Annotated in this window: 15 protein-coding genes; 3 read left to right on the forward strand and 12 right to left on the reverse strand. The window is 66.4% G+C overall.

The annotated features are described in order from the left end of the window. The 8 genes from QXK92_RS31810 to QXK92_RS31845 all read right to left on the reverse strand — a co-directional run bounded on the left by QXK92_RS31810 (nt 1) and on the right by QXK92_RS31845 (nt 8,913). Nucleotides 1-921, reverse strand: coding sequence for a ferritin-like domain-containing protein (locus QXK92_RS31810; RefSeq protein WP_306248453.1), 921 nt, complete (start codon nt 919-921; stop codon nt 1-3). 34 nt (nt 922-955) lie between these two features. After that, nucleotides 956-1,816, reverse strand: coding sequence for an SDR family oxidoreductase (locus QXK92_RS31815; protein WP_306248455.1), 861 nt, complete (start codon nt 1,814-1,816; stop codon nt 956-958). A 768-nt stretch (nt 1,817-2,584) separates the two neighbouring features. Further along, nucleotides 2,585-2,869, reverse strand: coding sequence for a protein UsfY (usfY, locus tag QXK92_RS31820; protein WP_306248457.1), 285 nt, complete (start codon nt 2,867-2,869; stop codon nt 2,585-2,587). A gap of 134 nt (nt 2,870-3,003) precedes the next feature. Beyond that, nucleotides 3,004-3,381 (reverse strand): hypothetical protein, encoded by a 378-nt coding sequence (locus QXK92_RS31825; RefSeq protein WP_306248459.1) that lies wholly within the window; start codon nt 3,379-3,381, stop codon nt 3,004-3,006. 89 nt (nt 3,382-3,470) lie between these two features. Next, the gene (locus tag QXK92_RS31830) at nt 3,471-6,260 is read right to left on the reverse strand and encodes an RND family transporter (protein WP_306276899.1); all 2,790 of its coding nucleotides are present in this window, start codon (nt 6,258-6,260) and stop codon (nt 3,471-3,473) included. Nucleotides 6,261-6,295: 35 nt separating this feature from the next. Further along, complete coding sequence (locus QXK92_RS31835) at nt 6,296-6,694, reverse strand: MmpS family transport accessory protein (protein WP_306248698.1); 399 nt, start codon at nt 6,692-6,694, stop codon at nt 6,296-6,298. 35 nt (nt 6,695-6,729) lie between these two features. After that, nucleotides 6,730-7,167 (reverse strand): hypothetical protein, encoded by a 438-nt coding sequence (locus QXK92_RS31840; protein ID WP_306248462.1) that lies wholly within the window; start codon nt 7,165-7,167, stop codon nt 6,730-6,732. 120 nt (nt 7,168-7,287) lie between these two features. Then, complete coding sequence (locus QXK92_RS31845; protein WP_306248464.1) at nt 7,288-8,913, reverse strand: (2,3-dihydroxybenzoyl)adenylate synthase; 1,626 nt, start codon at nt 8,911-8,913, stop codon at nt 7,288-7,290. 175 nt (nt 8,914-9,088) lie between these two features. Between QXK92_RS31845 and mbtG the strand changes: the two genes are divergently transcribed. Both mbtG and QXK92_RS31855 read left to right on the forward strand, forming a co-directional pair. Next, complete coding sequence (mbtG, locus tag QXK92_RS31850) at nt 9,089-10,381, forward strand: NADPH-dependent L-lysine N(6)-monooxygenase MbtG (RefSeq protein WP_306248466.1); 1,293 nt, start codon at nt 9,089-9,091, stop codon at nt 10,379-10,381. Continuing rightward, entirely contained in the window at nt 10,362-10,571 is a 210-nt protein-coding gene (locus QXK92_RS31855) for an MbtH family protein (RefSeq protein ID WP_306248699.1), read from the forward strand. Before mbtG ends, QXK92_RS31855 begins: the two co-directional genes overlap by 20 nt. Here the strand turns inward: QXK92_RS31855 and nbtC are convergent. The 4 genes from nbtC to QXK92_RS31875 are packed head-to-tail and all read right to left on the reverse strand — an operon-like array spanning nt 10,568 to nt 16,334. Next, nucleotides 10,568-13,591, reverse strand: a complete 3,024-nt coding sequence (nbtC, locus tag QXK92_RS31860) for a nocobactin polyketide synthase NbtC (protein ID WP_306248701.1) — start codon at nt 13,589-13,591, stop codon at nt 10,568-10,570. The genes QXK92_RS31855 and nbtC overlap by 4 nt on opposite strands. An 11-nt stretch (nt 13,592-13,602) precedes the next feature. Beyond that, nucleotides 13,603-14,895 (reverse strand): polyketide synthase, encoded by a 1,293-nt coding sequence (locus QXK92_RS31865; protein ID WP_371934242.1) that lies wholly within the window; start codon nt 14,893-14,895, stop codon nt 13,603-13,605. Next, nucleotides 14,892-15,650, reverse strand: a complete 759-nt coding sequence (locus tag QXK92_RS31870) for a thioesterase II family protein (RefSeq protein WP_306248468.1) — start codon at nt 15,648-15,650, stop codon at nt 14,892-14,894. Before QXK92_RS31870 ends, QXK92_RS31865 begins: the two co-directional genes overlap by 4 nt. A 45-nt stretch (nt 15,651-15,695) precedes the next feature. Further along, a complete protein-coding gene (locus QXK92_RS31875; RefSeq protein WP_306248470.1) occupies nt 15,696-16,334 on the reverse strand; it encodes a GNAT family N-acetyltransferase in 639 nt (212 codons plus the stop codon). Between the two features lie 236 nt (nt 16,335-16,570). On the opposite strand from QXK92_RS31875, the gene QXK92_RS31880 reads away from it, so the two are divergent. Continuing rightward, nucleotides 16,571-21,586 (forward strand): non-ribosomal peptide synthetase, encoded by a 5,016-nt coding sequence (locus QXK92_RS31880; RefSeq protein ID WP_306248703.1) that lies wholly within the window; start codon nt 16,571-16,573, stop codon nt 21,584-21,586. Nucleotides 21,587-21,591: the final 5 nt, after the last annotated feature.

The raw sequence follows: 21,591 nt of genomic DNA on the forward strand, positions 1-21,591 counted from the left end.
TCAGGCCGCCGGCTCGTGGGTGAGTTCTCGCGACCAGCTCGGCATGGGCTTCAGCAGCGGTTTGGGGTAGTAGTCCGAGAGCCACACCATGGAATTGGCCAGCAGCTGGTAGGGGTGCCGGGGGTTGACCACCCACGAGGCATGCCGCTTGAGCAGTTTGTAGGTCGGCACGCGCCGGGTACGTTCGCCCCGTTCGCCGAGCTGCCTGAAACGGTTGACGGCGTTGAACAGTCGTTCGGGCTCCATTCCCATGCCGGCCATCTCATTGCGCACCCGGTTGAGCAGCGGGACGTACATGACCATCCCGATGATCAGACCCGGTGAGGCGAGGCGCCCGACCAGCTCGATGGCCAACCGGCGTGCGGTGGCGTGGCCGATCATTTCCAGCACCTCGAAGTCGACTGCGATGTGCCGTGATTCGTCGTTGTTGATCTTCTCGAACACCTGGTGGCAGACCGGGTCCTCCACCGAGTCCAGGAGGAACTTCAGCAACGCCCCGTCCAGCGCCACTTCCAGCATCGGAATCACCGTGCCCAGCACCGACAGCGGCATGTCGTCGGCGAAGGTGTCCAGCCATTCGATGGCCATCCGGATGTTGACGTTGGGCTCGGGGATCTCACCCTCGTCCAGCATGCCCCAGCGCTTCATCAGCGCCAGTTCGGCATTCGCGTGCCGCTGCTCCTCGGCATGGAAGTACCGGTAAATCTCGGCGATGGTCGGGTTGGGCGCCTTCTTGGCCAGTGCCGCGAACCCCCGGGCGCCGATGTTCTCGATCCAGCACAGGTCGGCCATGAAAGCCTTGAGCTTGGGCCGGAATTCGGGCCGGATGGTTTCGGCTCCCGGCGCCTCCCAGTCGATGTCTGCGAGTGCCCACTGCCGATCCTTGATCTTGGCGAGCATGGCTTCCATTTCGATGGCCACCAGCCCCCTCCTTTCAGGTGGACGGGTGTTTGAATTACCTGGTCACCCGCGATACCAGACCGACCGCGCGCGTATATGCGCGCGGGGCAAGGCGTTTGACGTTCCAGCCGAACTTGGCTTCGAGCTGGGGCATGCAGTAGAGATCGCCGCGATCGTTGGCGTCCAAGCAGATTCGGGCGACCTTCGCGGCGGAGAACCCGGTCCAGCGCATCACTTTGCTGGCCAGCGCACTGGACTCCTCGCTGATGCGCCCGGCCTGCAGACCTGATTCGACGATGTTGGTCTTGACGAAGGTCGGGCACAGCACGGTGACATGTATTCCGGTGCCGGATAATTCGGCTGCCAGCGTCTCCGAGAGCGAGAGGACGCCGGCCTTGCTGACGTTGTAGGCGGCCATACCTGGCGCGGCCCCGAATGCCGCCGCCGAGGCCACGTTGATGATCCCTCGTGCTGCCGGCCCCGACTCGCGCAGGATGGGTGTGAAGACATGACAGCCGTGGATCGGTCCCCACAGGTTCACCCCGAGCGTCCGCACCCAATTATCCAGCGGGATATCGCCGATCGGCTCGCCGCCGGCGCCGACGCCGGCGTTGTTGATCACCAGTGTCGGTGCCGTGCCGAACCACTCCTGCGCCTGGTCGGCCAATGCCCGGACGTCGTCGGCCTCGGAGACGTCGCAGCGCACCGCGATGGCTTCGGTGCCCCGTGCGGTGAGCTCGTCGACAGTCTGCCGGGCCGCGGCCAGATCGATATCGCTGCACACCACGCGGCCGCCGCGGCGGCCGAGCTCGACGGCGAAGGCCGCGCCGATGCCGCTGCCCGCGCCGGTGACCACCGCCTTCGCCTGCCGGCTCGGGTGTTTTCCGCCGAGCAGCCTGTCCAATGGTCCCAACATCAAACCGCCTCTGTCGCAGTGCTGTTCGGTCGCGATACGGTGCCGTGGGCGAGCGCCCGGTGCACCGACGCCGGTGTAGTGATCGGTCGCGCCATGACGGTGCTCACCGCGATCGCTGTGGGCGACGTAGTGACCCCGCGTGCCGCAACGGCGTCGGTCATGCGACTGAGTCAATCGCAAATGGTGACATTCGTCAATGGCAGGTTTCGCCGGGATCCCGCGTGCCAGCCGCCTCCGAGTCGGCAAGGTTCAGTTTCGTGCGCGCGCAACGGCCACCCCGATGCCGGCCAGCACTGCGTCCGGGGTTTGTCGGCGGTCCGCCGGCACCGCCCACGCCAAACAATGGGGAGACGGCACCGACGGCCCATTCACCTGGTGCCCAGGCGATCCGCCGGTTCCCACTGGAAACATCCGAGTGAACCCGGTGATCTGGGACAACAACATCTGCCACGAATGGTGGTTGGTCGATTAAGGGAAGGGCAATGTCGCGCAAAACATCTGGGACGGCCCCAACCCGCCGCCCAGAGAACCCACCCAAGGGTACGTTCCTCCGCCGCCGCTTCCGCCGGGGTTGTGCTGGCCAACTGGCGGCAGCTTCATTCCCGTCCCGATCCCTTGCCCGTAGTAGAGCGGGCCAGCGATGGCGTAGATCTGGTGCGGTGCTGGTAAGTTCCCTCATGCCATGCGGGACAGGAACTTTCGGTATCTACACACTCCGGCGCACAGTTCATCCGTACATCGAGGCGAAGGATCGACGAGCGCGGAATGTCAGTGGTGACTCGTCCACCGCTTTTCTATGTGCGTCACGTAGCGAAGCTCCACCACGAACCACAGTGCTCCGGCAAGCGTGGCAAGCGCGGAAATCACGACGGTAGTCATAACCCAGTCGTGATGGCCATAGGCCGCCAGAGCCACAGTACAAATGAGCCCGGCGACGGCTACGGCAAACAGAATTAACCCGGGCCACAATAAATTGTCTTTGAGCGTTAAACCCGCACGCGGTTGTGTCGTCCTATACCGGTCTGACGGGTCTCGATGCGTGTCTCCCATCATCACCCCAATCCGCGGTAGTCGCGTCTGATGAACTTGATTTTACTTCAGGGGGTAAACGCCAGCGAGAAGTAATTTGCCCGTTGTGCGCAGGGTGAGAACCGGCTTTCCCCGGAACTGGGTTGGTCTCGCTCTGGTCAGATCGAACCGACTTGGTCGCGGACAAACACCGGCCAGATGATTGCTCCGATTGTGGTCACCAGCCACACCACGACAGTGGCGGCGACCCACGACTCCACACCACGCAGATCCAGGCCGCGGGTGAATACCGAGGCGAGCCACATGGCGGTCACGGTCAACGCCAAGCCGGTGCCGCCCAGCACCAGCGACGCATATCTCTGTGGCAGCTTCAGGATCCACACCGACAGTGCCGCCTGTCCCACGGAAAACAGAGCTACCGCGAGAATGAACGCACCCGCCGACAAAGAGGACCCTGGAACCACCCACACGGCGAGTAACAGTCCGATCGCCCACGCCGCCATCAATACCAAATCACGCAGCAATCCTTGCCTCATGAATTAAGTCTATGACTCTCCTGAGGCTCGGCCTATAGTCCGAGAAACAATTCTCCTCGAGCCTGAATCGTTAGCGAGAATCCCAAAACTCAGCTGACGCTCTGCCGCCCGGGCCGCAACGGGCGGGAACGCACCAGTGTCGGCCACCAGAACCACGGCCCGAGAATCCTGATGAGGCAGGGCACGACGAACGAACGCACGATCAGCGTGTCGAGCAGCAGGCCGATGCACACCGTGGAGCCCATCTGACCGATGGTGCGCAGGTCGCTGCTCAGCATCGCCAGCATGGTGAATGCGAACACCAGCCCCGCGGACGTGACGACACCACCGGTGCTGCCGAGCGCACGGATGAGACCGGTGTTTATCCCGGCGTGCACTTCGTCCTTGACCCGCGCGATCAACAGCAGGTTGTAGTCAGAACCGACCGCCACCAGGATGATGAACGTCAGCGGCAAAATCAGCCAATGCAGGTGCAGGCCGATGAGATGCTGCCAGAAGAGCACGGAAAGCCCGAACGCGCCGGCGTAGGAGAATGCCACCGTGGCGGGAATAACCATGGCGGCGAACAAACTTCGCGTAATCACCATCATGATCAAGAAGATCAGCACGAAAGCGGCGATCGCCGCGATGAGTAGGTCGTTGGCGGCGTAGGCCTTGATGTCCTTGTCGTTGGATCCCGAACCGCCGATATAAACCCGCGCGCCGGCCAGCGAGGTCTCTTTGAGGATGGTGGTGATGGCGCCGGGGAACTGGTCGACGTGTTCCACCCCTTCGGGGCCCATGGCATTCCCCTCGTGGGTGACGATGAACCGCGCGGCCTTGCCGTCCGGTGACATCAGCAGCTTTATGCCGGTCTTGACGTCTTCGTTGTCGAAACCTTCCCGGGGTATATAGAAAAAGTCGTCACTGCGGGCGGCGTCGAAATCCAGGCCCACGTTGACCGAGTCGTTGAACGTCTGATCCGTCTGCATCGCCTGCAGGTCTGCGGATCCGTAGGACTTGACCAGGAGCGCGGCCAACGCCTCGGTGTCATCGGCGGTCAGTTTGAGCTGAGTGATGATCTGCGGCACGATCCTGTCGATCGCCTCGATGGAGGCTTTGGCGGCGTTGATGTCTTCGGCCAGCTTGTCGATGTTGTCGAGCGCGTCGAACACCGATCTGAACGCCCAGCAGACGGGGATGTCGAAACAGTGGCGTTCCCAATAGAAGTAACTCTTGATCGGCCGGAAGAAATCGTCGAGATTGGAGATCTGCGAATTCATCTGGTCGGTGATCTGTTGCAGATCCGCCACGGTGAGCGCTGTCTGATGCAGCTGGTCCGACATCTGCTGGAAGAAGTCAATCTCCTTGCGCAACACCGCGACAGAGTGAGTTTGGATCTGGGCTTGTTCGTCGGTGTTGGCGTTCTGCTGCATGCTGAACGGGAGCTGTTGACCGCTCCCGCTGCCCTGAGTGGTGAACAGATAGGGAATCTTGGCATGTTCCAGCGGCCGGCCCATGGGCCTGGTGATGCTTTGCACCATCGCGACTCCCGGCAGTCGGATGAGACTTCGGGCCACCCGGTCCAGCGAGATGAAATCGGCCGAGTTTCGCATGTCATGATCCGTCTCGATCATCAACATCTCGGAGAACAGCTTGCTTTTGGGGAAGTGCCGGTCTGCCGCCGCAAAGCCGAGGTTGGCGGGTGCATCGGCCGGCTGGTACTGACGGTCGTCGTAATTCTGCCGGTAGGTCGGCACAAAGACCGCCCCGATCATGACGATGGCGGAACTGGCCGCCAGGATCGGCACCGGCCAACGCACCACGCTCGCCCCGATCCGGCGATACAGGGTGGCCTTTGCCTTCGATTTCGGATCGAAGAGACCGAACAGGCTGCCCACGGTCAAAATGGCCGGCCCGAGCGTCATCGCCATCGCGATGGTGAACAGCATGCTGATGGCAACCGCCGGCCCCATCGTGTGGAAGTAGTTGAGCCGCGCAAAAGTCAGGCAGTAGCAAGCGCCCGCGATGGTCAGCCCCGAGCCGATGACGATGGGTGCGACACCCTTGTAAGCGATGTAGTACGCGTCTTCCCTGCTTTCGCCCGCCTGTCGTGCCTCGTGATACCGGCCGAGCAAGAAGATGCCGTAGTCAGTCCCCGCCCCCAGAGTCAGTGCGATCACGATGTTCACGGCGAACGACGAGAGTTCGATGTAGCCGAAGTGGCCGAGGGTCGAGATCACACCCTTAGCGACCAGCATCTCGATCAACACGCCGGCCAGAGGCACCAGCAGGGTGGAGAAGCGGCGGTAGACCAGCAGCAGCATCGCCAGGATCAGGAAGATCGTCACGATGGTGACGTTGTTCAGGCTTGCGTTCGCGATGCTCAGCGTGTCCGACGCGAGCGGAGCCGCGCCGCTGACGTACACCTTGAGCCCGGGTGGGGGCGGGTCCTTCTTGATGATGTCCCGAACGGCATTGACCGACGCATTGGCTTGTATCTGGCCGATGTCGCCGGCCAGCCGGAGCAACACGTAGGTGCACTTGCCATCGACGCTTTGCGCTCCCGCCGCTGTGAACGGCTTGCCCCACAGATCCATCACGTATTGCACGTGTGCGGTGTCGCGCTTGAGCCGAAGCATCAGATCGTCGTAGTAGTGATGGTCCTGGTCGCCCAGCAGCCGGTCGGCTTCGAACACGACCATGGTCAAGTTGGTCGAGTTGGATTCGTGGAACTTCTCCCCGATATGCAGCAACGCCCGCTGCGACGGGGCGTAATGCGGGACCATCGGTCCGGCGAGCTCCTCGGCCACCTTCTCTACCTGCGGCACAAAGGTGTTCGTTGTCACGGCGATCAGCGCCCAGCAGACGATGATCGGGATAGCAAGGGCGCGAACCATTCTCGGGAAGAACGGACGTTTGCGCCGGTGCTCGCTCATGCGGACTTCACAATGCAGAAGACATGGGCGTCCTGATGGTCATCGGACTGCTCGTTGCGGACCACGCCATCCACCCGGATCCGGCAGCCGAGCTGACCGCCGTGAACCTGCGCCGAGATGCTGCCCGAAACCACGGTGAGCGTGGTCGTTTCGGTGTGTGACCACGGCAACGTCGTGATGTCGACCCGATGCGGATGTCCGTCGACGTCTGCGTAGACGAGCATCCCCCCGTCCCCGACGGAGCCGAACAACTCATAGGTGAGCTGTTTGGGGTTGAAGTCCGGGGGTGCCTGCGGCCCGTTGACGGTGGGGACGGGGGCGGGCTCGGAGAACTGGTGCACCTTCCACATGCCAATCAGGCCGGCACCGACCACGACAACGGCGACCAACGGCATCCAGGCGCGCTGCAACACAGCCCGGCGGGTCGCCATCAGGCCGGCACCGCCGTCCGCAGCGGTCTTTTCAGTCTCCTGCTGCTGAGCATGCGAAGCGCGAGGTTGGTGGAGGTCAGCATCGGGATCCCTCCGAGAAATGTCCGCTCGGAGGGTCTGGCTCCGTGCAGATGTTCGAGGCTGCCGAAGACGTAGAAGCACCCGAGCATAAAGATCATCCCCGGGATCGCCAGGGCCATCGGCGAACTGCGGTCGGCGACGATCTGTCTGGCGTATGCCAACTCCTCGGCCGACATGGGTTCGCGTTTCCGCAGTTTTCGGATGACGACTGTCGAGCTGCCCAGCTCTTCGCTCAGCTGAGTGGACTGCCGAACGCGCAGTCGTCTGACGTACAGCGAGGCAATGGTGGCCATCACCAGCATCAGCGCAAGGGAAATGACAGTCAGATAGCCGAACAGACCGGGAATCACGCGCATGTTCCCTTCCACTCCGCCAGTAAACTTAGAGAACACTACCGTCTGCTATCGACGATTTCTAGAAGGTACCCCACGGGGCCCGCTTCGCTCAACGGCGGGCGGGGTCTGAGCAGTGCAGGGCTATGACGGCGTGAGCCGGGCGACGATGGCCTTCTTGTCGATCTTGCCGATTGCGGTGGTGGGTAGTGCCGCGAACGCGACGAGTTGGTCCAAGCGGGCGTGGCTGGCCAGCCCGCGCCGGTCCAGATGGCTGTTCAACTCCGCCAATGTCGCCTGCTTTCCGCTGAAAACAACTGCCACACAAATTCGTTCGCCAAGATCAGGATCGGGTAGCGGGACCGCCGCCACCGACCAGACATCGGGGTGGGTCAGCAGTTGCTCTTCGATGTCCTGCGCGCCGATGGTCTCACCGCACCGGCAGATGACGTCTTTGATCCGGCCGGTGACCACGAGGTAGCCGTCCTGGCGCAGCCGAACCAGATCTCCGCTGCGGTAGAAGCCCTCGGGGTCGAAGCTGCGTGCGTTGTCGCGCTCGGCGCGGAAGTAGCCGTTGATCGTGTAGGGCCCGCGCACCAGCAGTTCACCCTCGCCGCCCGTCGGCACCACTGCGCCGGCCGCATCGACGATGCGCACTTCGTCGGCGGGGCTGAGCGGCCGGCCCTGGGTGTGTTCGAGGATCTCCGGCGGGTCGTCCAGCCGGGTGTAGTTCAGTAGTCCTTCGGCCATGCCGAACACCTGCTGCAGTCCCGGGCACAGCGCCTGGCGGACCTGGCGAGCGTCCTCAGGTTCCAGCTTCGACCCGCCGATCTGCAACAGCCGCAACGTCTTCGGCGTCACCGGCTCCCAATCACAGGCCTGCGCCCACAACTTGGCCAGTGCGGGAACCAGCGCGGTGACCGTGACGCCGTGGCGCTCGATGGCGGCGAAAGCGGCCTCCGGGCTGGGATCGTCACCGAAAACCACCGTCGCTCCGACGGTGATCGCGCCCAGGATGCCGGGGCAGGCCAGCGGGAAGTTGTGCGCCGCCGGCAGCACGGCCAGGTAGGTGTCGGCGCTGGTCAGTTCGCACAGTTGCGCGCTGGCGGTGGCGTTGTAGACGTAGTCGTCGTGCGTTCGGGGAATCAGCTTCGGCAGGCCGGTGGTGCCACCCGACACCAGCAGCAGCGCCGGGGATGCGGTGTCGACCAGCGGTTCCGGCGCGCTCCGGCCGGGCCGGCCGCACAGGACCGACCACGGCAGGAATGGACCAGGGTCCCCGTCGACGACGACGTGTCGCAGTCCCGGACATGCGGCGATCAGCTGCTCCGCCAGCTGCCGGTAGTCGAATCCGGCGGTGATGTCGGTGATGACCGCTCCGACCGCCCCACTGATCCGGGCGAAGTGAGTCAGCTCCGCCAGCCGGTGGCCGGGCAGGCACATCACCGGAATGGCGCCGGCACGAAGCAATCCGAACAACGCGACGGCGAAGCGGCGGGAATTGGGTAGCTGCACCAGCACGCGGTCGCCGGGGCCAAGGGGAAGCGCGGCGAACCCGGCGGCGGCCTCATCGGCCAGTGCGTCCAGTTCGGCGTAGGTGTGGCTGCCGGTGGCATCGACCACCGCCGGCCGGTCGGGCCAGCGCGCCGCCGCTTCTCTCAGCAGCGCCCCGAGGCTGCGGCCGGACCAGTAGCCGGCGGCGCGGTAGGCGGCGGACCGGTCCGGCGGAAACGGCACGAACCCGTCATGCGGACCAGAGTCAGAAGACAAGTCGACAGCTCCCTTGGGGCGGGGGTGTATGGCCCGCGAATATAGGGTAGCGTACACAAAGTTAGGACAGGCTGAGCTAAGCCGGGAGGTGGGGTTGTGGGCGGCGCATCATTCGCCGGCGCACTGGCAGGCGGGCGACGCCGTCACCGTGCCTCAGAGTCGCGGTGGGTGCTCGATGGGTGAAACGCTCGCGATCGTCGGGGCCGGTGCAAAAGCCGTCGCCGTGGCCGCCAAAGCGGCGGTGCTGCGCGAGATGGGCGTCGAAACACCCGACATCGTCGCCCTGGAGCGCTCCGGCGTCGCGGCCAACTGGGTGGCCGGCGGTGGTTGGACCGACGGCCGGCAGCGGCTGGGAACCAGCCCCGAGAAAGACGTCGGCTTCCCGTACCGCTCGTCGCTCGTGCCGGGGCGCGACACCGAGGTCGACGAGCGGATGATGCGCTGGAGCTGGCAGGCATACCTGGTTGCGATCGATCAGTTCGTCGGTTGGGTGGACCGCGGCCGGCCCGCTCCCACGCACGACACCTGGGCGCGGTATCTGCGCTGGGTCGCCGAGATGGTCGGCCTGAAAGTCGTTCGGGGCGAACTGATTCAGATGTCGGTGCAGGGACCGCGCTGGAATTTGCGCACCCGCGACGCGACACTGGCGGCGGATGCGGTGATGATCACCGGGCCGGGTCAGCCGCAGCGGTCCATCCTGTCGGGCGATCCGCGGATGTTGTCCATCGCCCAGTTCTGGGAGCGGACGTCGCGACACAACCGGATCGTCGCCGAGAACGTGGCGGTGATCGGTGGTGGAGAGACCGCCGCGTCGATGCTCAATGAGCTCTTCCATCACCGTGTTTCGACGATCACGGCGATCTCACCCCAGGCCACCCTTTTCACCCGCGGTGAGGGATTCTTCGAGAACTCGCTGTTCTCCGATCCCACCCACTGGCGCAGTTTGACGCTGGCCGAACGCCGCGACTGCATAGCTCGCACCGACCGTGGCGTGTTCTCGGCCCGCGTGCAGGAATTCCTGCTCGCCGACGAGCGGATCAAGCATCTGCGCGGCCGGGTGGCGAAGGTCGTCGACCGCCACGAGCGCATCTGGATCACGCTGCAGACCGACCACTGCGGTGAAATGCAGGAAACCGTGCATGATTTCGACCTTGTCATCGACGGTTCGGGCGCCGACGCGCTCTGGTTCCTGCCGCTGCTGAGTCAGGACGCCGTCGATCTGCTGGAGCTGGAGTTGGGCGGCCCATTGACGGGCGAGCGGATCGAGGAGTCGATCGGTCCGGACCTGGCCGTGGCCGGTGTCACCCCGAGGTTGTTGCTGCCCAATCTGTCCGGACTGAATGAAGGTCCGGGCTTCCCGAATCTCAGTTGCCTGGGGCTGCTGTCCGACCGGGTGCTCGGTGCGGGTGGCGCCGCCGCCAATTCGCCGATCGGGAGAAGTGGTGCCGGTGCATACCAGCCCGTTTGACGACGCCGCCGGGCTGTTCTCGGTGGTGGTCAATGCCGAGGATCAGCACAGCTTGTGGCCGGTCGCCGTGCGAGTTCCCGCGGGCTGGCGGGTCGTCCTCGGCGAGGCAACCCGCGCGCATTGCCTCGACTACGTGGAACGTAACTGGGCCGACATGCGCCCGCGAGGCCTGCGTGCGGCGGTCGGCTAAGCGTCCAGCTTGGCCAGGACTTCCGCGATCGACGCCCCGCCCAGCAGGTCGGCGACCTCCAGGTCGTGATTCAGCTCCATCTTGACGCGCCGCCGGAATTCCAGTGCCTGCAACGAGTCCAAGCCAATCGCCACCATCGGGATACCGGTGTCGATCGCCTCGACGCTGTCGGCCCCGATGGCTTGCGCCAACAGGCTCACCAACCGGTGCGACAGCCCGGACGTGATCTCCCGGTCCCGCGGGGGCGGTTCGGCCGTGCGGGGCGCGGCCGAATTCAGTTGCGACAGCAGCGAACCGCGGCCGCAGGCGTCCAGCACCGATCGTGCACGATCCAGCTCGAACGCGGCGATGATCATGTTGTCCCGCAACCCCGTCACGTCCACCGCGAGCGCGTCGGCTGGGTGCATCGGCACCACTCCCAGGCCGGCCAGCATCGACGATCCGGATTCTTCGAGATGGACCGCCCAGTGACCCCACTGCACCGAAACACAATTCAGGCCCTCGGCCCGCAGCTGGTGCGCCATGGCGTCGAGCATGCGATTGCCTGCCGCGTACAGAGCCAGGCCGCGCCCGCCGACCGACGCCGAGATCGAGGAGCACAGCACCACGCGGCAGTCCGCCGTGCGGGGGAATGTGTCGAGTATCCGGGCGATGCCCACCACTTTGGCCTGCAGCGCGTGGTCGACCGCCGCGGCGGTGATGTCCGGTAGCTCGATGCCCGAATACTCCACCGCGGCATGGATGATCAGATCCGCAGGCGTGGCGGAGGTTGCGAGCGCCGTCACCGCCGCGGCGTCGTGGAGGTCGCATGCGGCGACCCGGATCTCGGTGCCGGTGGCCGCCCGGATGCCCTGCAATCGCTGTGTCACAGCGGCGGTTTCGCCGGACCGGTTCAGCAGGGTGATCGCGCGGGCACCCCGGCGGGCGAAGTGGTCGCAGAATTCGAGTCCGAGCTTGCCGGTGCCGCCGACGATGAGGACGTGGCCGGGTTCGGCGGTGCCGGTCGGGTTCGCGTCTACGCCCACCACCCGCTTGGCGTAGAGGGCGCCACCGCGCAACGCGAGTTCGGATTCCTGCGCGGTATGCAGCGCGGCGAGGATCGCCACCGCGTCTGCCGGGCCGGCGGGAGCTGCGTCCGGGATATCGAGGTGGCGGAATCGGGTGCCCGGGTGTGCGGCGCCCACGCAGCGGAATCCGGCGCTGGCCCCCGCGTGTGCCGGATCGGGTGGCGGATCGCCGGCCAGCACCGTCTCGCCGCCCACGGTCACCAGCCAGTAGTCGGTGATTCCCTCCACCGCGCCCGGCCACCATCCACGTTGGGTGAAGAAGTCCGCCACTGCGTCCACCAATCCGGCCGCGTCACGTCGCGGCGTGGCCGGAAGAAGGACGACGCAGGTATCGAGATCTCCTGCGGCGGTGCGTATCTGGTCGGCACTGAGCACCCGCGCCGTGGCCCCTACGTCACCGGCGGCGACGGTCAGCGTGGCGGCGAGGTCCGCGGCCGCGCCGGTGTGGTCGATGATGCCGATGGTTCGCGGCGGCACCAGAGAGCGCCGGGACAGCCGCACCCACTGTTCGGCGAGCAGTCGTCGCCGATCGGGTGCCGGCGGGGTGGCAACCGGGGCGGCGACGGGCGCCCTGCGTGCCGCCGGGGACAGGCCCTGTTCGTAGGGCATCCAGAGCGTGATCTCGTTCATGGGCGTGTTGGGGAAATCGCGCAGCGGCAACGGGGGAGGGCCGTCGGACTGGATGGCGAGGCCGTCCCAGGAGTAGTTCAGGTCATGCAGCGCACACCGGAGCACATTGCGGGTGAACTCGGTGAGATCGGTGTCGGTGCGGGTCGACGTGCCGACTACCGTGCGCTCAGCGTCAGCGGCCGCCAGGTTCTCCTGGATCGCCAGCTGCAATGTCGGATGTTCGGCGAGTTCGACGTAGACGTCGATGTCGAACGACTGCGCGGCCGCGATCGCCTTGTCGAAGCGAACGGTGTTGCGCAAGTTCCAGAACCAGTACTGGTCGGCGGACTGGTCCGGTGCGATCGGACCGCCGAGCGTGGCGCCGACGCAGGCGATGTCGCTGTCGGTGAATGTCAGGCTGGACAGCTCGCGACGGGTACCGGCACGCAACTGTTCCTGGAGGTCGTTGATCAGACCGGTATGCGCCGGATACTGAACGCGGATCAACCGGGCGAAGACGTCGCGGGCGGTGCAGGTGTCCACGATGCTCTGCACGGCCGCTCGGTCGCCCGAAATGCCATGCATGCCAGGTGAATTGACCACCGAGAGCTGCGCCCAGCCGGGGCAGCGGGCCAGCAGGTCCTCACACGTCTCGCGGTCGGCGGCCAGCACCGCCATCGCGTAGTCACCGGCGGTGAACTCGTCGGCGGCGCGTGCCCGCAACGCGATCACCTGGACGGCGTCGGTCAGGGTGATCAGGCCGGATACATAGGCTGCGGCGATCTCGCCCTGGCTGTGCCCGACGGTGATGGTGGGCGCGACGCCGAATGATCGCCACATCGCCGCCAGCCCCGCCATCTGGGTGAACAACGCGGGTTGGACCGTGCTCGCGTCGTCGTCTCCCGCGAACTGGTCGTCGAGCAGGTAGCTCAGCGGGGACGTTCCGGTCGCGTCGGCGAAAGCCTGTGCGCAACGCTCGACCTCGGCCCGGAACGCCGGAATGGCCTCGTAACACCGCCTGCCCATGCCGGGCCGTTGGCTGCCTTGTCCCGGAAAGACATACGCGTAGCGGCGGGCCGTCGCGGCCGTATCGCCACGCATGACCAGGCGGTGCTCGCTGCCGTCGACGATCGAGTGCAGCGCCCCGACCAATTCGCCGCGGTCACGCACCGTCGCCAGAACGCGGTGCTTGCGGGCGATCCGGGTGCGAAAAAGCATGTCCGCGATCATGTCTGCGGTGGTTTCGGGGTGATCCCCCAGGTAGGCGAGCAGGGCGGCGGCGTCGACCGGTATGAGGTCGGGCGTGTCCGAGGACAGCAGCACGGGGATGGCGCCGTTCGGCAGCCGGTAGCCGCTCACGCGTCGCTCTCCGCGGTCATCGCGACGATCGCGTGCGCGTTGGCGCCGCCGGCCCCGAACGACGACACGGCGCCGTAGCGAACCCCATCTGTGGGTTGCCATTCGGACAGCTTGGTGGCCAGCCGGATGCCGGTCAGGTCCCAGTCCACCTTCCTGGACGGGTTGTCCGAGAACAGCGTTGGGGGAATGAAGCCATATTGTCCGGCGAGCAGGACTTTGATCAGTCCGAGAATTCCCGCTGCCGCTTGGGCGTGCCCGGCGTTGGACTTGATCGAGCCCAGCAGCGCCTCGGATCCGGCCGCGCCGTACGTCTTGAACAGCGCGAGCAATTCCACCGGGTCACCGGCAAGCGTTGCGGTGCCGTGCCCTTCGATCATGCCCACGTCCGCGGGATCGATGCCGGCGGCATCCAGCGTCTTGCGCACCACCTGCTCCTGGGCGTGCACCCGGGGGACCAGGATCGGTTTGCCTTTGCCGTTGTGGTTGGTGCGGGCGGCCAGAATGCGTCCGTAGATGCGGTGGCCGAGTTGCCGGGCGCGCGATTCCCGTTCCAGCAGCAGCATTCCCGCGCCTTCACCCCAGACGGTACCGGTGGCGTCCTCGGAGTAGGCGCGGCAATGGCCGTCGTCGGACAGCGCGTGCAGCTTGGCGAACTCGAAAAACGCTGCTGGCGAACCGAGTACGCACACGGCGCCGGCCAGCGCCCATTCACACTCGTCCATGGCGATCGCGTTGACGGCCAGCTGCAGTGCCGTCAGCGAGGATCCGCAGGCGGAGTCGATGCACATGGACGGCCCGGTCAGGCCCAGGCCGTGCGAGATGCGGCCGGCCCCACCGAGTTGGCCCATGCCCACGGCGCGGTGCCCGCTGTAGTCGTCGGCGACGGCGGTCCGGGTGCCGTATTCGGTCATGGACATGCCGACGTAGCATCCGCCGAACTCCCCTTCGACCGAGCCGGGGTTGATGCCGGCGTTCTCCAGCGCCCGCCACGCGACCCGCATTGCAACCCGCTGCTGCGGGTGCATCACCAGTGCCTCGCGGTGGGTGATGCCGAAGAACGGGGGGTCGAATTGTGCTGCGCCGGAGAGGAATCCACCGGAGTCGGGGACCCGGCCCCAGCCGTCCGTTCCAGACAGCGACAGCAGATCGTCGACGGGCCAGCCGCGGTCACGCGGAAACGGGGAGAGCAACTCCCGCTGGTCGCACAGTGCCTGCCACAGGGCGGCCGGGGTGTCGATGCCACCCGGGGTCTCGACAGCCAGCCCGGCCACCACGACCGGATCGGTCACTGCGTCTGCTCCGGTTGTGCGCAGCCGGCCAGCAGTTCGGCGACGGCCTCGACGTGATCGTTGATGAAGAAGTGTCCGCCGTCGAACATCGTCACTTCGGCACTGCCGGTGTGCTTGCCCCACCCGTAGAGATCGCCGAGCGTGACGATGGGGTCCTGGTCACCGCCGAGCGCGTGGATTTGCGCCGAGATCGTGACGTCGTCCGAGCAGGTGTACGCATCGCAGGCGCGATAGTCGGCCTTGATGACGGGAAGCGCCAGCCGCATCAGATCGCGGTTGCCGAAGACGGCGGAGTTGGTGCCTTCCAGCGCCGTGAGGTGGTTGAGGATCGACTCGTCGTCGGTCGGATGCGGTGGCTTGGTGACGGCGTTACCCGGTGCGACGGCAGCGGAGACATAGAGTTCTCGCACGTCGATGCCCCGGGATTCGGCGATCCGAACGAACTCGAATGCGACCCAGCCGCCCATGCTGTGCCCGAAGGCCACCACGGGACCGCTGCCGCGGTGCTCCGACGTCACGAATTCTTCGAAGGCGCCGGCCGCGATCTCCGGCAGCGAAGTCAGCGGCGGTTCGGCGGCGCGGTCCTGACGGCCCGGGTATTGGAAGACCAGGACGCGGAAATGCCTGCTCAGCGCCTTGGAGAAGGAGCGGTAGGCCGAGGCGCCGGCGCCGGCATGCGGGAAGATCAGCAGTGTCGGGCTCTCGGGCGAATCAGGTTGGTGAAACTGCCTGATCCAACCCAGCGTGCGCGGCATGCAGCTCTACCTCTCCTCTTCAAACTAAGCGAAGGCTAACATAACCTATCGGGCGCCGCGGACTCGGGTACCGCCGCTGACCTCAGGATTCGCTCGTCCAGATGCGCCTCGGGGCTCGTCGCGCGGACGTATCAGCAGCGCCGCCCGCTTCTGGGGCAGGTCGATGTCCATGACGTGGCGGAAGCCCGCCAATGCGGCGACCCGGATCAGGCGCTCATTGGTGGCATCCGGTTCACCGATCACCCGGGTGGCGAGCGGGTCCGCATCCAGCTGCCAGCCGGAGACCACGCGCAACAGATCCGCCGCCAGGCGCCGTCCCCGGCACTCGGCCGGACCGAGCAGCAGGTGCACGCCGGCGTCGTGTTCGCGGGCGTCGTAGTACTGGGCAACCGGGTCGAGGTCGGCGCGGTAGAGCTCCCAGTAGCTCATCGGGACGCCGTTCAGCTCGCCCACATACGGGGTCGAATGCGTGCTGAGTTGCTGTTCGCGCAGGTAAGCCGCCACCTGCTCGCGCGGCCATGCCTTCTTCCAGTACCGCGCCACCTCGGGGTCGTTCATCCAGGAGTGCAGCGCTTCGAGGTCGCGGTCCAGGTCCAGCGCACGCAGCGTGAAGATGCCCGGGGTGGTGTCGTGCTCCGGCGTCGCGCGACGGTGCAGAAGATTCAGCGCTTCCGCTTCTGGCACGTTCCCTCCTGCACCGGCACCTGGCGCGGGACTGCCCGCATACAGGCTTCAACTTAGCGAAGGCTAACATAAGCTGCTGGACGTGGGTCGAGGCGGAACACCCGAACGGAGGAGGACGTCTGTGCGCATCGTCGCCTGCTGCCATGGCGCCTCTTACGTGCGCGGCAGCCGCCTCGAATCCGACCGCAGCCCACGGGCGCGCGCCGCGTAAGACGATCTCAGGAGTGAAACCGACCATGGCCCCCGACGCCCAGACTGTGCAGCAACGCCGACGCGAGCTGCTGCGGCAGCGGATCGCCGAAAGTGGCCTGGCTGCAACTGAATCGGCCGACCGGCCGGTCATCTCGGCCGGAGAGCGCTACGTTCTGTCCCCGGGACAACGCCGAATGTGGTTCGTGCAGGCCATGAACCCCGCCGATGCCACGCTGAACATCTGCGTCGCCTATCGCCTGACCGGCCCGGTGGACGAGACGCGTCTGCGGGCGGCTTTCGCTGATGTCGTTGCTCGGCATGCCAGCTTGCGCACCACCTATGGTGTGGACGCCGAGGGTGAGCCGTATCAGGTATTCCGGGACGACGTCGACGTGCCCTGGCACAGCACCGATCTCTCGGGCCACGGGCACCTCGAGGCGCTGGCGCACAGCGAGTTCGGCCGGCCGTTCGATCTCGAGCGGGAACTGCCGCTGCGGATTACCCTCGCGCGGACCGCCGTGGACGAATTCGTACTGCTGCTGGTGGTGCATCACATCTGCTGGGACGACGACTGCTGGGCCGTCTTCTTCACTGAGCTCAGTGTGGCGTACAACTCGTCTCTCACCGGTTCGGCGCCGCAGTACATCGCGGTCGAGGTGCTGGACGGCTCACCGCAGTGCGACGACACCGACGTCGGCTTCTGGCGTGACACCTTGTCTCCGTTGCCCGATCCGCTGGAGCTGCCCGGCCCCCCGGTGCCGAACCCGTCCACCCGGGCGCGACACCGGACCGCAGCACTGCCCGCGGACCTCATGTCCCGGCTCGACAATTTTGCCCGGGAACGCGCCGCCACCCCGTTCATGGTGTTGCTGGCCGCCTACGGCGCACTGATCCGCCGTTACACCGGTGCCACGGATTTCCTGGTATCCGTTCCGGTCACCGAGCGTAGGGCCGCCGCCGCAGGGGCGATCGGATACTTCGGAAACACCCTGCTGTTGCGTATCCGCGTGCGCCCCGAGGACACGTTCGCCGCATTGGTCGAGGCCGTGCGGGACACCTGTCTGGAAGCCTTCGCCCGTCAATCGGTCGGGATCGATCGCGTTGTGCGCGAGCTGAATCCGGAACGCAGCGCCGGGCACGACGGGCTGGATCGACTGGTCCGGCTGGGCTTCAGCATGCGCAAGAGCGTCGCCGGGCTCCAACTCGGGGGCGTCAGCACCGCACAGCTGGAACTGGGTGCGGTGACCGCACCGATCCCGCTCGCACTGGCGGTGGTGGCCGACCCGCTGGGGATGTCCGCCGAGATCGAATACCAGACCGACGTGTTCTGTGACGAGCTTGTCGGCCAACTGCTGCGGCAGTATCGGGAGCTGCTCACCAGTGCGCTGGGAGCGCCGGGACGCCGGGTCGACACGCTGGATCTGCTGGATGGCGCGGAGCGGCAAGTCCTGCTGAATCAGTCCCACGGAATCCTGGTCGAACGGTCGGCGAGCACCGCGGTCGCCGCCCTGGAATCGGCTGCCGCCGCCACTCCGGACGCCGTGGCCCTGGTATTCGAGGACACCGAGCTCAGTTACGCGCAGGTACACGCCCGCGCGAATCGCCTGGCGCACTGGCTGATCGGCAACGAGATCGGCCCCGACGACATCGTCGGCCTACGCATGACGACGTCGGTCGACTTCGTCGTCGCCGTGCTCGCCGTCCTGAAGGCCGGCGCCGCCTACCTGCCGATCGACCCGGCATTTCCCCCGGACCGCATCGACTACCTGCTCACCGACGCCGCGCCCACGATGGTGATCGGGCACGAGGACTTCGCCGCGGCCGAAGAGGCCGCCGCCGCATTGCCGGACACCGCGCCGACCGACGCCGACCGGGTCCGCCCGTTGCGCCCCGGCCACCTGGCCTATGTCATCTACACCTCCGGTTCCACCGGAGCACCCAAAGGCGTTGCGGTACCGCATCATGCCCTGGCCGAGCACATGGCGGGCTTCCTGGAGGAATGGAGCCTGACCGCCACCGACCGCTTGCTGCAGACCTCCTCGGTGAGTTTCGACGCGTCGGTGATGGAGATCTTCGCGCCGTTGTCCGTCGGCGCCCGGCTCGTCGTGCCGAAAGCCGATGCCTTCAGCGATGTTTCCTATGTCGCGGAGCTGATCAGCCGGCACGGGGTCACCGTGCTGCACATGGTGCCCTCGATGTTGAGCACGCTGTTGCTGCTGCCGCAAGCGAGCCAATGGCGGCAGTTGCGCCATGTGCCGGTCGGCGGCGAAGCGCTGCCCGGTGAGGTGGCCGACAGGTTCTCCGGTCACTTCGATGCCACCCTGCGCAACCACTACGGTCCGACGGAGGCGGTCATCTGCGCCACGCACATGCCCGTCGAGGGACACCAGGGTGCGGGTGTGGTGCCCATCGGCGTGCCGAACCAGAATGTCTACGCCTACGTGCTGGACCACGAATTGCAGCTGGTTCCGGCCGAAGTGGTCGGCGAGCTGTACCTGGGCGGTGCCCAGCTGGCCCGCGGGTATCTGGGGCGTCCCGGTCTGACCGCGCAACGGTTCGTCGCCGACCCGTTCAATCCGGGGATGCGGCTGTACCGGACCGGGGATCTGGTCCGGCGCAACCAGGCCGGGAACCTGGAGTTCGTCGGCCGCGCCGACGAGCAGGTCAAGGTGCGCGGCTTCCGGATCGAACTCGGCGAAGTCGAATCCGTGATCGCCGCGCATCCGGCGGTGGGACACTGCCTGGTTCTCGCCGAGGAGACCGAAGTGGGGTCGCGGCTGGTTGCCTACGTGGTGCCGGCGACCGGACCGGACGGCCGTCGGATAGAGCTGGAAATCAACGACATTCACGCCCATGCCGCCGGCATGCTGCCGCAGTACATGGTGCCGACGGCGGCCGCGGTGATCCCCGAGATCCCGCTGACCGTGCACGGTAAGCTGGACAAACGTGCACTGCCCGCACCGGCCCCGGTGCATGCTCGTCGGTACCGGGCACCGGTGACGGCGACGGAGCGCCGGGTGTGCTCGATCTTCGGCCACCTCTTCGGGTTGGAGCGGGTCGGCGTCGACGACTCGTTCTTCGATCTGGGCGGCCACTCGCTGCTGGCGGCCCGCCTCGTCGCGCAGATCCGTGCCGAGGTCGGGGTGGACTGCAGCGTTCGCACCGTCTTCGACGCACCTACGCCGGCCGGCCTGGCGAACCGGCTGGGCGAGCAGTTCCGCGCCGCGTTCGGCATCGACCTCGACAGTGTCGACGTAGACGACGAATTCGACCTGTCGGCAGCCCCGTCGGGCCGCCCGGAACTCGTCGCGACGATTCGGCCGGAACGGCCACCGTTGTCCTACTCCCAACTGGCCATGTGGTTCCAGCACCGGATGAGAGGCGCCAACGACGTCTTCAACCTCGGACTCACCCTGCGGTTCACCGGATCGCTGGATGTCGCCGCACTGACCGATGCGCTCAACGACGTGGTGGCGCGGCATGAGGCGTTGCGCACGGTTTTCGTTGAGCACGAGGGCATTCCGTATCAGTCGGTGCACCCCACGCTGCGGCTGGACCTGCCGGCCGTCGAGGTGGGCGCCGAACACGTCGAAGCGAGAATCGCGGAGCTGCGTGGCTACCTGTTCGATCTGACGTCCGGTCCGCTGATCCGGCCCACCCTGCTGGTGATCGATCCCCGGACGCACGTCCTCGTCGTGCTCATCCACCACATCGTCACCGACCACACGTCGCTCGGCGTCATCTACGAAGACCTCGTCACCGCCTATCAGGCCCGGGCGACGGGCCGGGTGCCGCAGTGGGAGCCGCTGCCCTTGCAGTTCGTCGATTATGCGCTGTGGCAACGGGATACCTTCGACGCCCCAGGCGAGTGGGCGGCGGCCGAGTTGGCCCATTGGTGCGAGGTGCTGGCCGGACTGCCCGCCGAAATCCCGATGGCGGCCGACCGCTCGCGTCCGCTCGTGGTGGGCCGCCAAGCCGAGGTCGTGACGTTCATGGTGCCGGCGGCGCGGCGTACCCAGCTGACCCAACTCGCCGAGCGGGTGGGCGCCAGCGAGTTCATGGTCTACGAAGCCGCACTCGCGGTGTTGCTGCACCGCGTCGGCGCAGGAACTGATATCGCGATCGGCACACCGGTCGCGTCCCGTGATGACCTGGCGGTCGCCGGGGTGGACGGACCGTTCGCCAACGTGCTGGCGTTGCGCAACGACCTGTCGGGCGATCCCAGTCTGCGCACCGCACTCGAGCGTTGCCGCACCACCGTTCTGGATGCGTTGTCCCACCAGGAACTCCCCATCGACCGGCTGGTCGAGGCACTCAACCCGCCCCGCTCGAGCGCCCGAAACCACCCGTTCTTCCAGTGCTCGCTGCACTTCCGCACCGAGGACTGGGCCCAGTCGCCGCGTGAACTCGCGACCGCCGGAACAACGGTCGTGCCGATCCCCATGGAGTTCGAGGTCTCGCTGCTCGACCTCGACGTCAGCGTGAGTGTGCAGCCCGGCGGGGGACTCGAGGTACGGATCCTGGCCAGCGCCGATCTGTATGAGCCGCAGACGGTTCGGCACCTCGCCGACGGTTTCGGCGCCGTACTGGATGCGTTCGTGACGGCGCCGGACCGGCCGGTTTCGGGGCTGGAACTGCTGCCCACCGATGTCATGGCCGCGCTGTCGGCGCCGCCGGCACCCCGGGAGATTCAGCGGGCCAATGTGGCGAACGGGTCGCCGGAAACCGAGCGCGCATTGATTGCTCTGCTGGAAGAGCTGCTGGAGATCTCCGGTGTGGACCGGGAAGACAACTTCTTCGCGCTCGGCGGCGACAGTGTCATCGCCGTGCAGATGTCGGCGCGTGCCAACGCCGCGGGACTTGCCCTGGCTCCGGCGATGGTCTTCGAGTACATGACCATCGCCGAGGTGGCCGGCGCGGTGGACGCCGCCACGAATGCCGCGGCGGCGCAGACGGTTTCCCGGGCCGGGGAACCGGTGTCGCAGAGCGCGCCGATGAGCGCGTCGGGTCTGGACGCTGACGCGCTGGCCGCGCTGACCGCCTCCTGGCAGCGGCAGTAGCGGGG

This window comes from Mycobacterium sp. TY815 (assembly GCF_030755135.1).
GTDB lineage: Bacteria > Actinomycetota > Actinomycetes > Mycobacteriales > Mycobacteriaceae > Mycobacterium.

Bases quoted from the DNA above. Each gene is read 5' to 3' on its own strand.
- mbtG (WP_306248466.1), top strand. From the start codon at position 9,089: ATGGGTGAAACGCTCGCGATCGTCGGGGCCGGTGCAAAAGCCGTCGCC.
- QXK92_RS31870 (WP_306248468.1), bottom strand. From the start codon at position 15,650: ATGCCGCGCACGCTGGGTTGGATCAGGCAGTTTCACCAACCTGATTCG.
- usfY (WP_306248457.1), bottom strand. From the start codon at position 2,869: ATGATGGGAGACACGCATCGAGACCCGTCAGACCGGTATAGGACGACA.
- QXK92_RS31825 (WP_306248459.1), bottom strand. From the start codon at position 3,381: ATGAGGCAAGGATTGCTGCGTGATTTGGTATTGATGGCGGCGTGGGCG.
- QXK92_RS31835 (WP_306248698.1), bottom strand. From the start codon at position 6,694: ATGCCGTTGGTCGCCGTTGTCGTGGTCGGTGCCGGCCTGATTGGCATG.
- QXK92_RS31840 (WP_306248462.1), bottom strand. From the start codon at position 7,167: ATGCGCGTGATTCCCGGTCTGTTCGGCTATCTGACTGTCATTTCCCTT.
- QXK92_RS31815 (WP_306248455.1), bottom strand. From the start codon at position 1,816: ATGTTGGGACCATTGGACAGGCTGCTCGGCGGAAAACACCCGAGCCGG.
- QXK92_RS31880 (WP_306248703.1), top strand. From the start codon at position 16,571: ATGGCCCCCGACGCCCAGACTGTGCAGCAACGCCGACGCGAGCTGCTG.
- QXK92_RS31830 (WP_306276899.1), bottom strand. From the start codon at position 6,260: ATGGTTCGCGCCCTTGCTATCCCGATCATCGTCTGCTGGGCGCTGATC.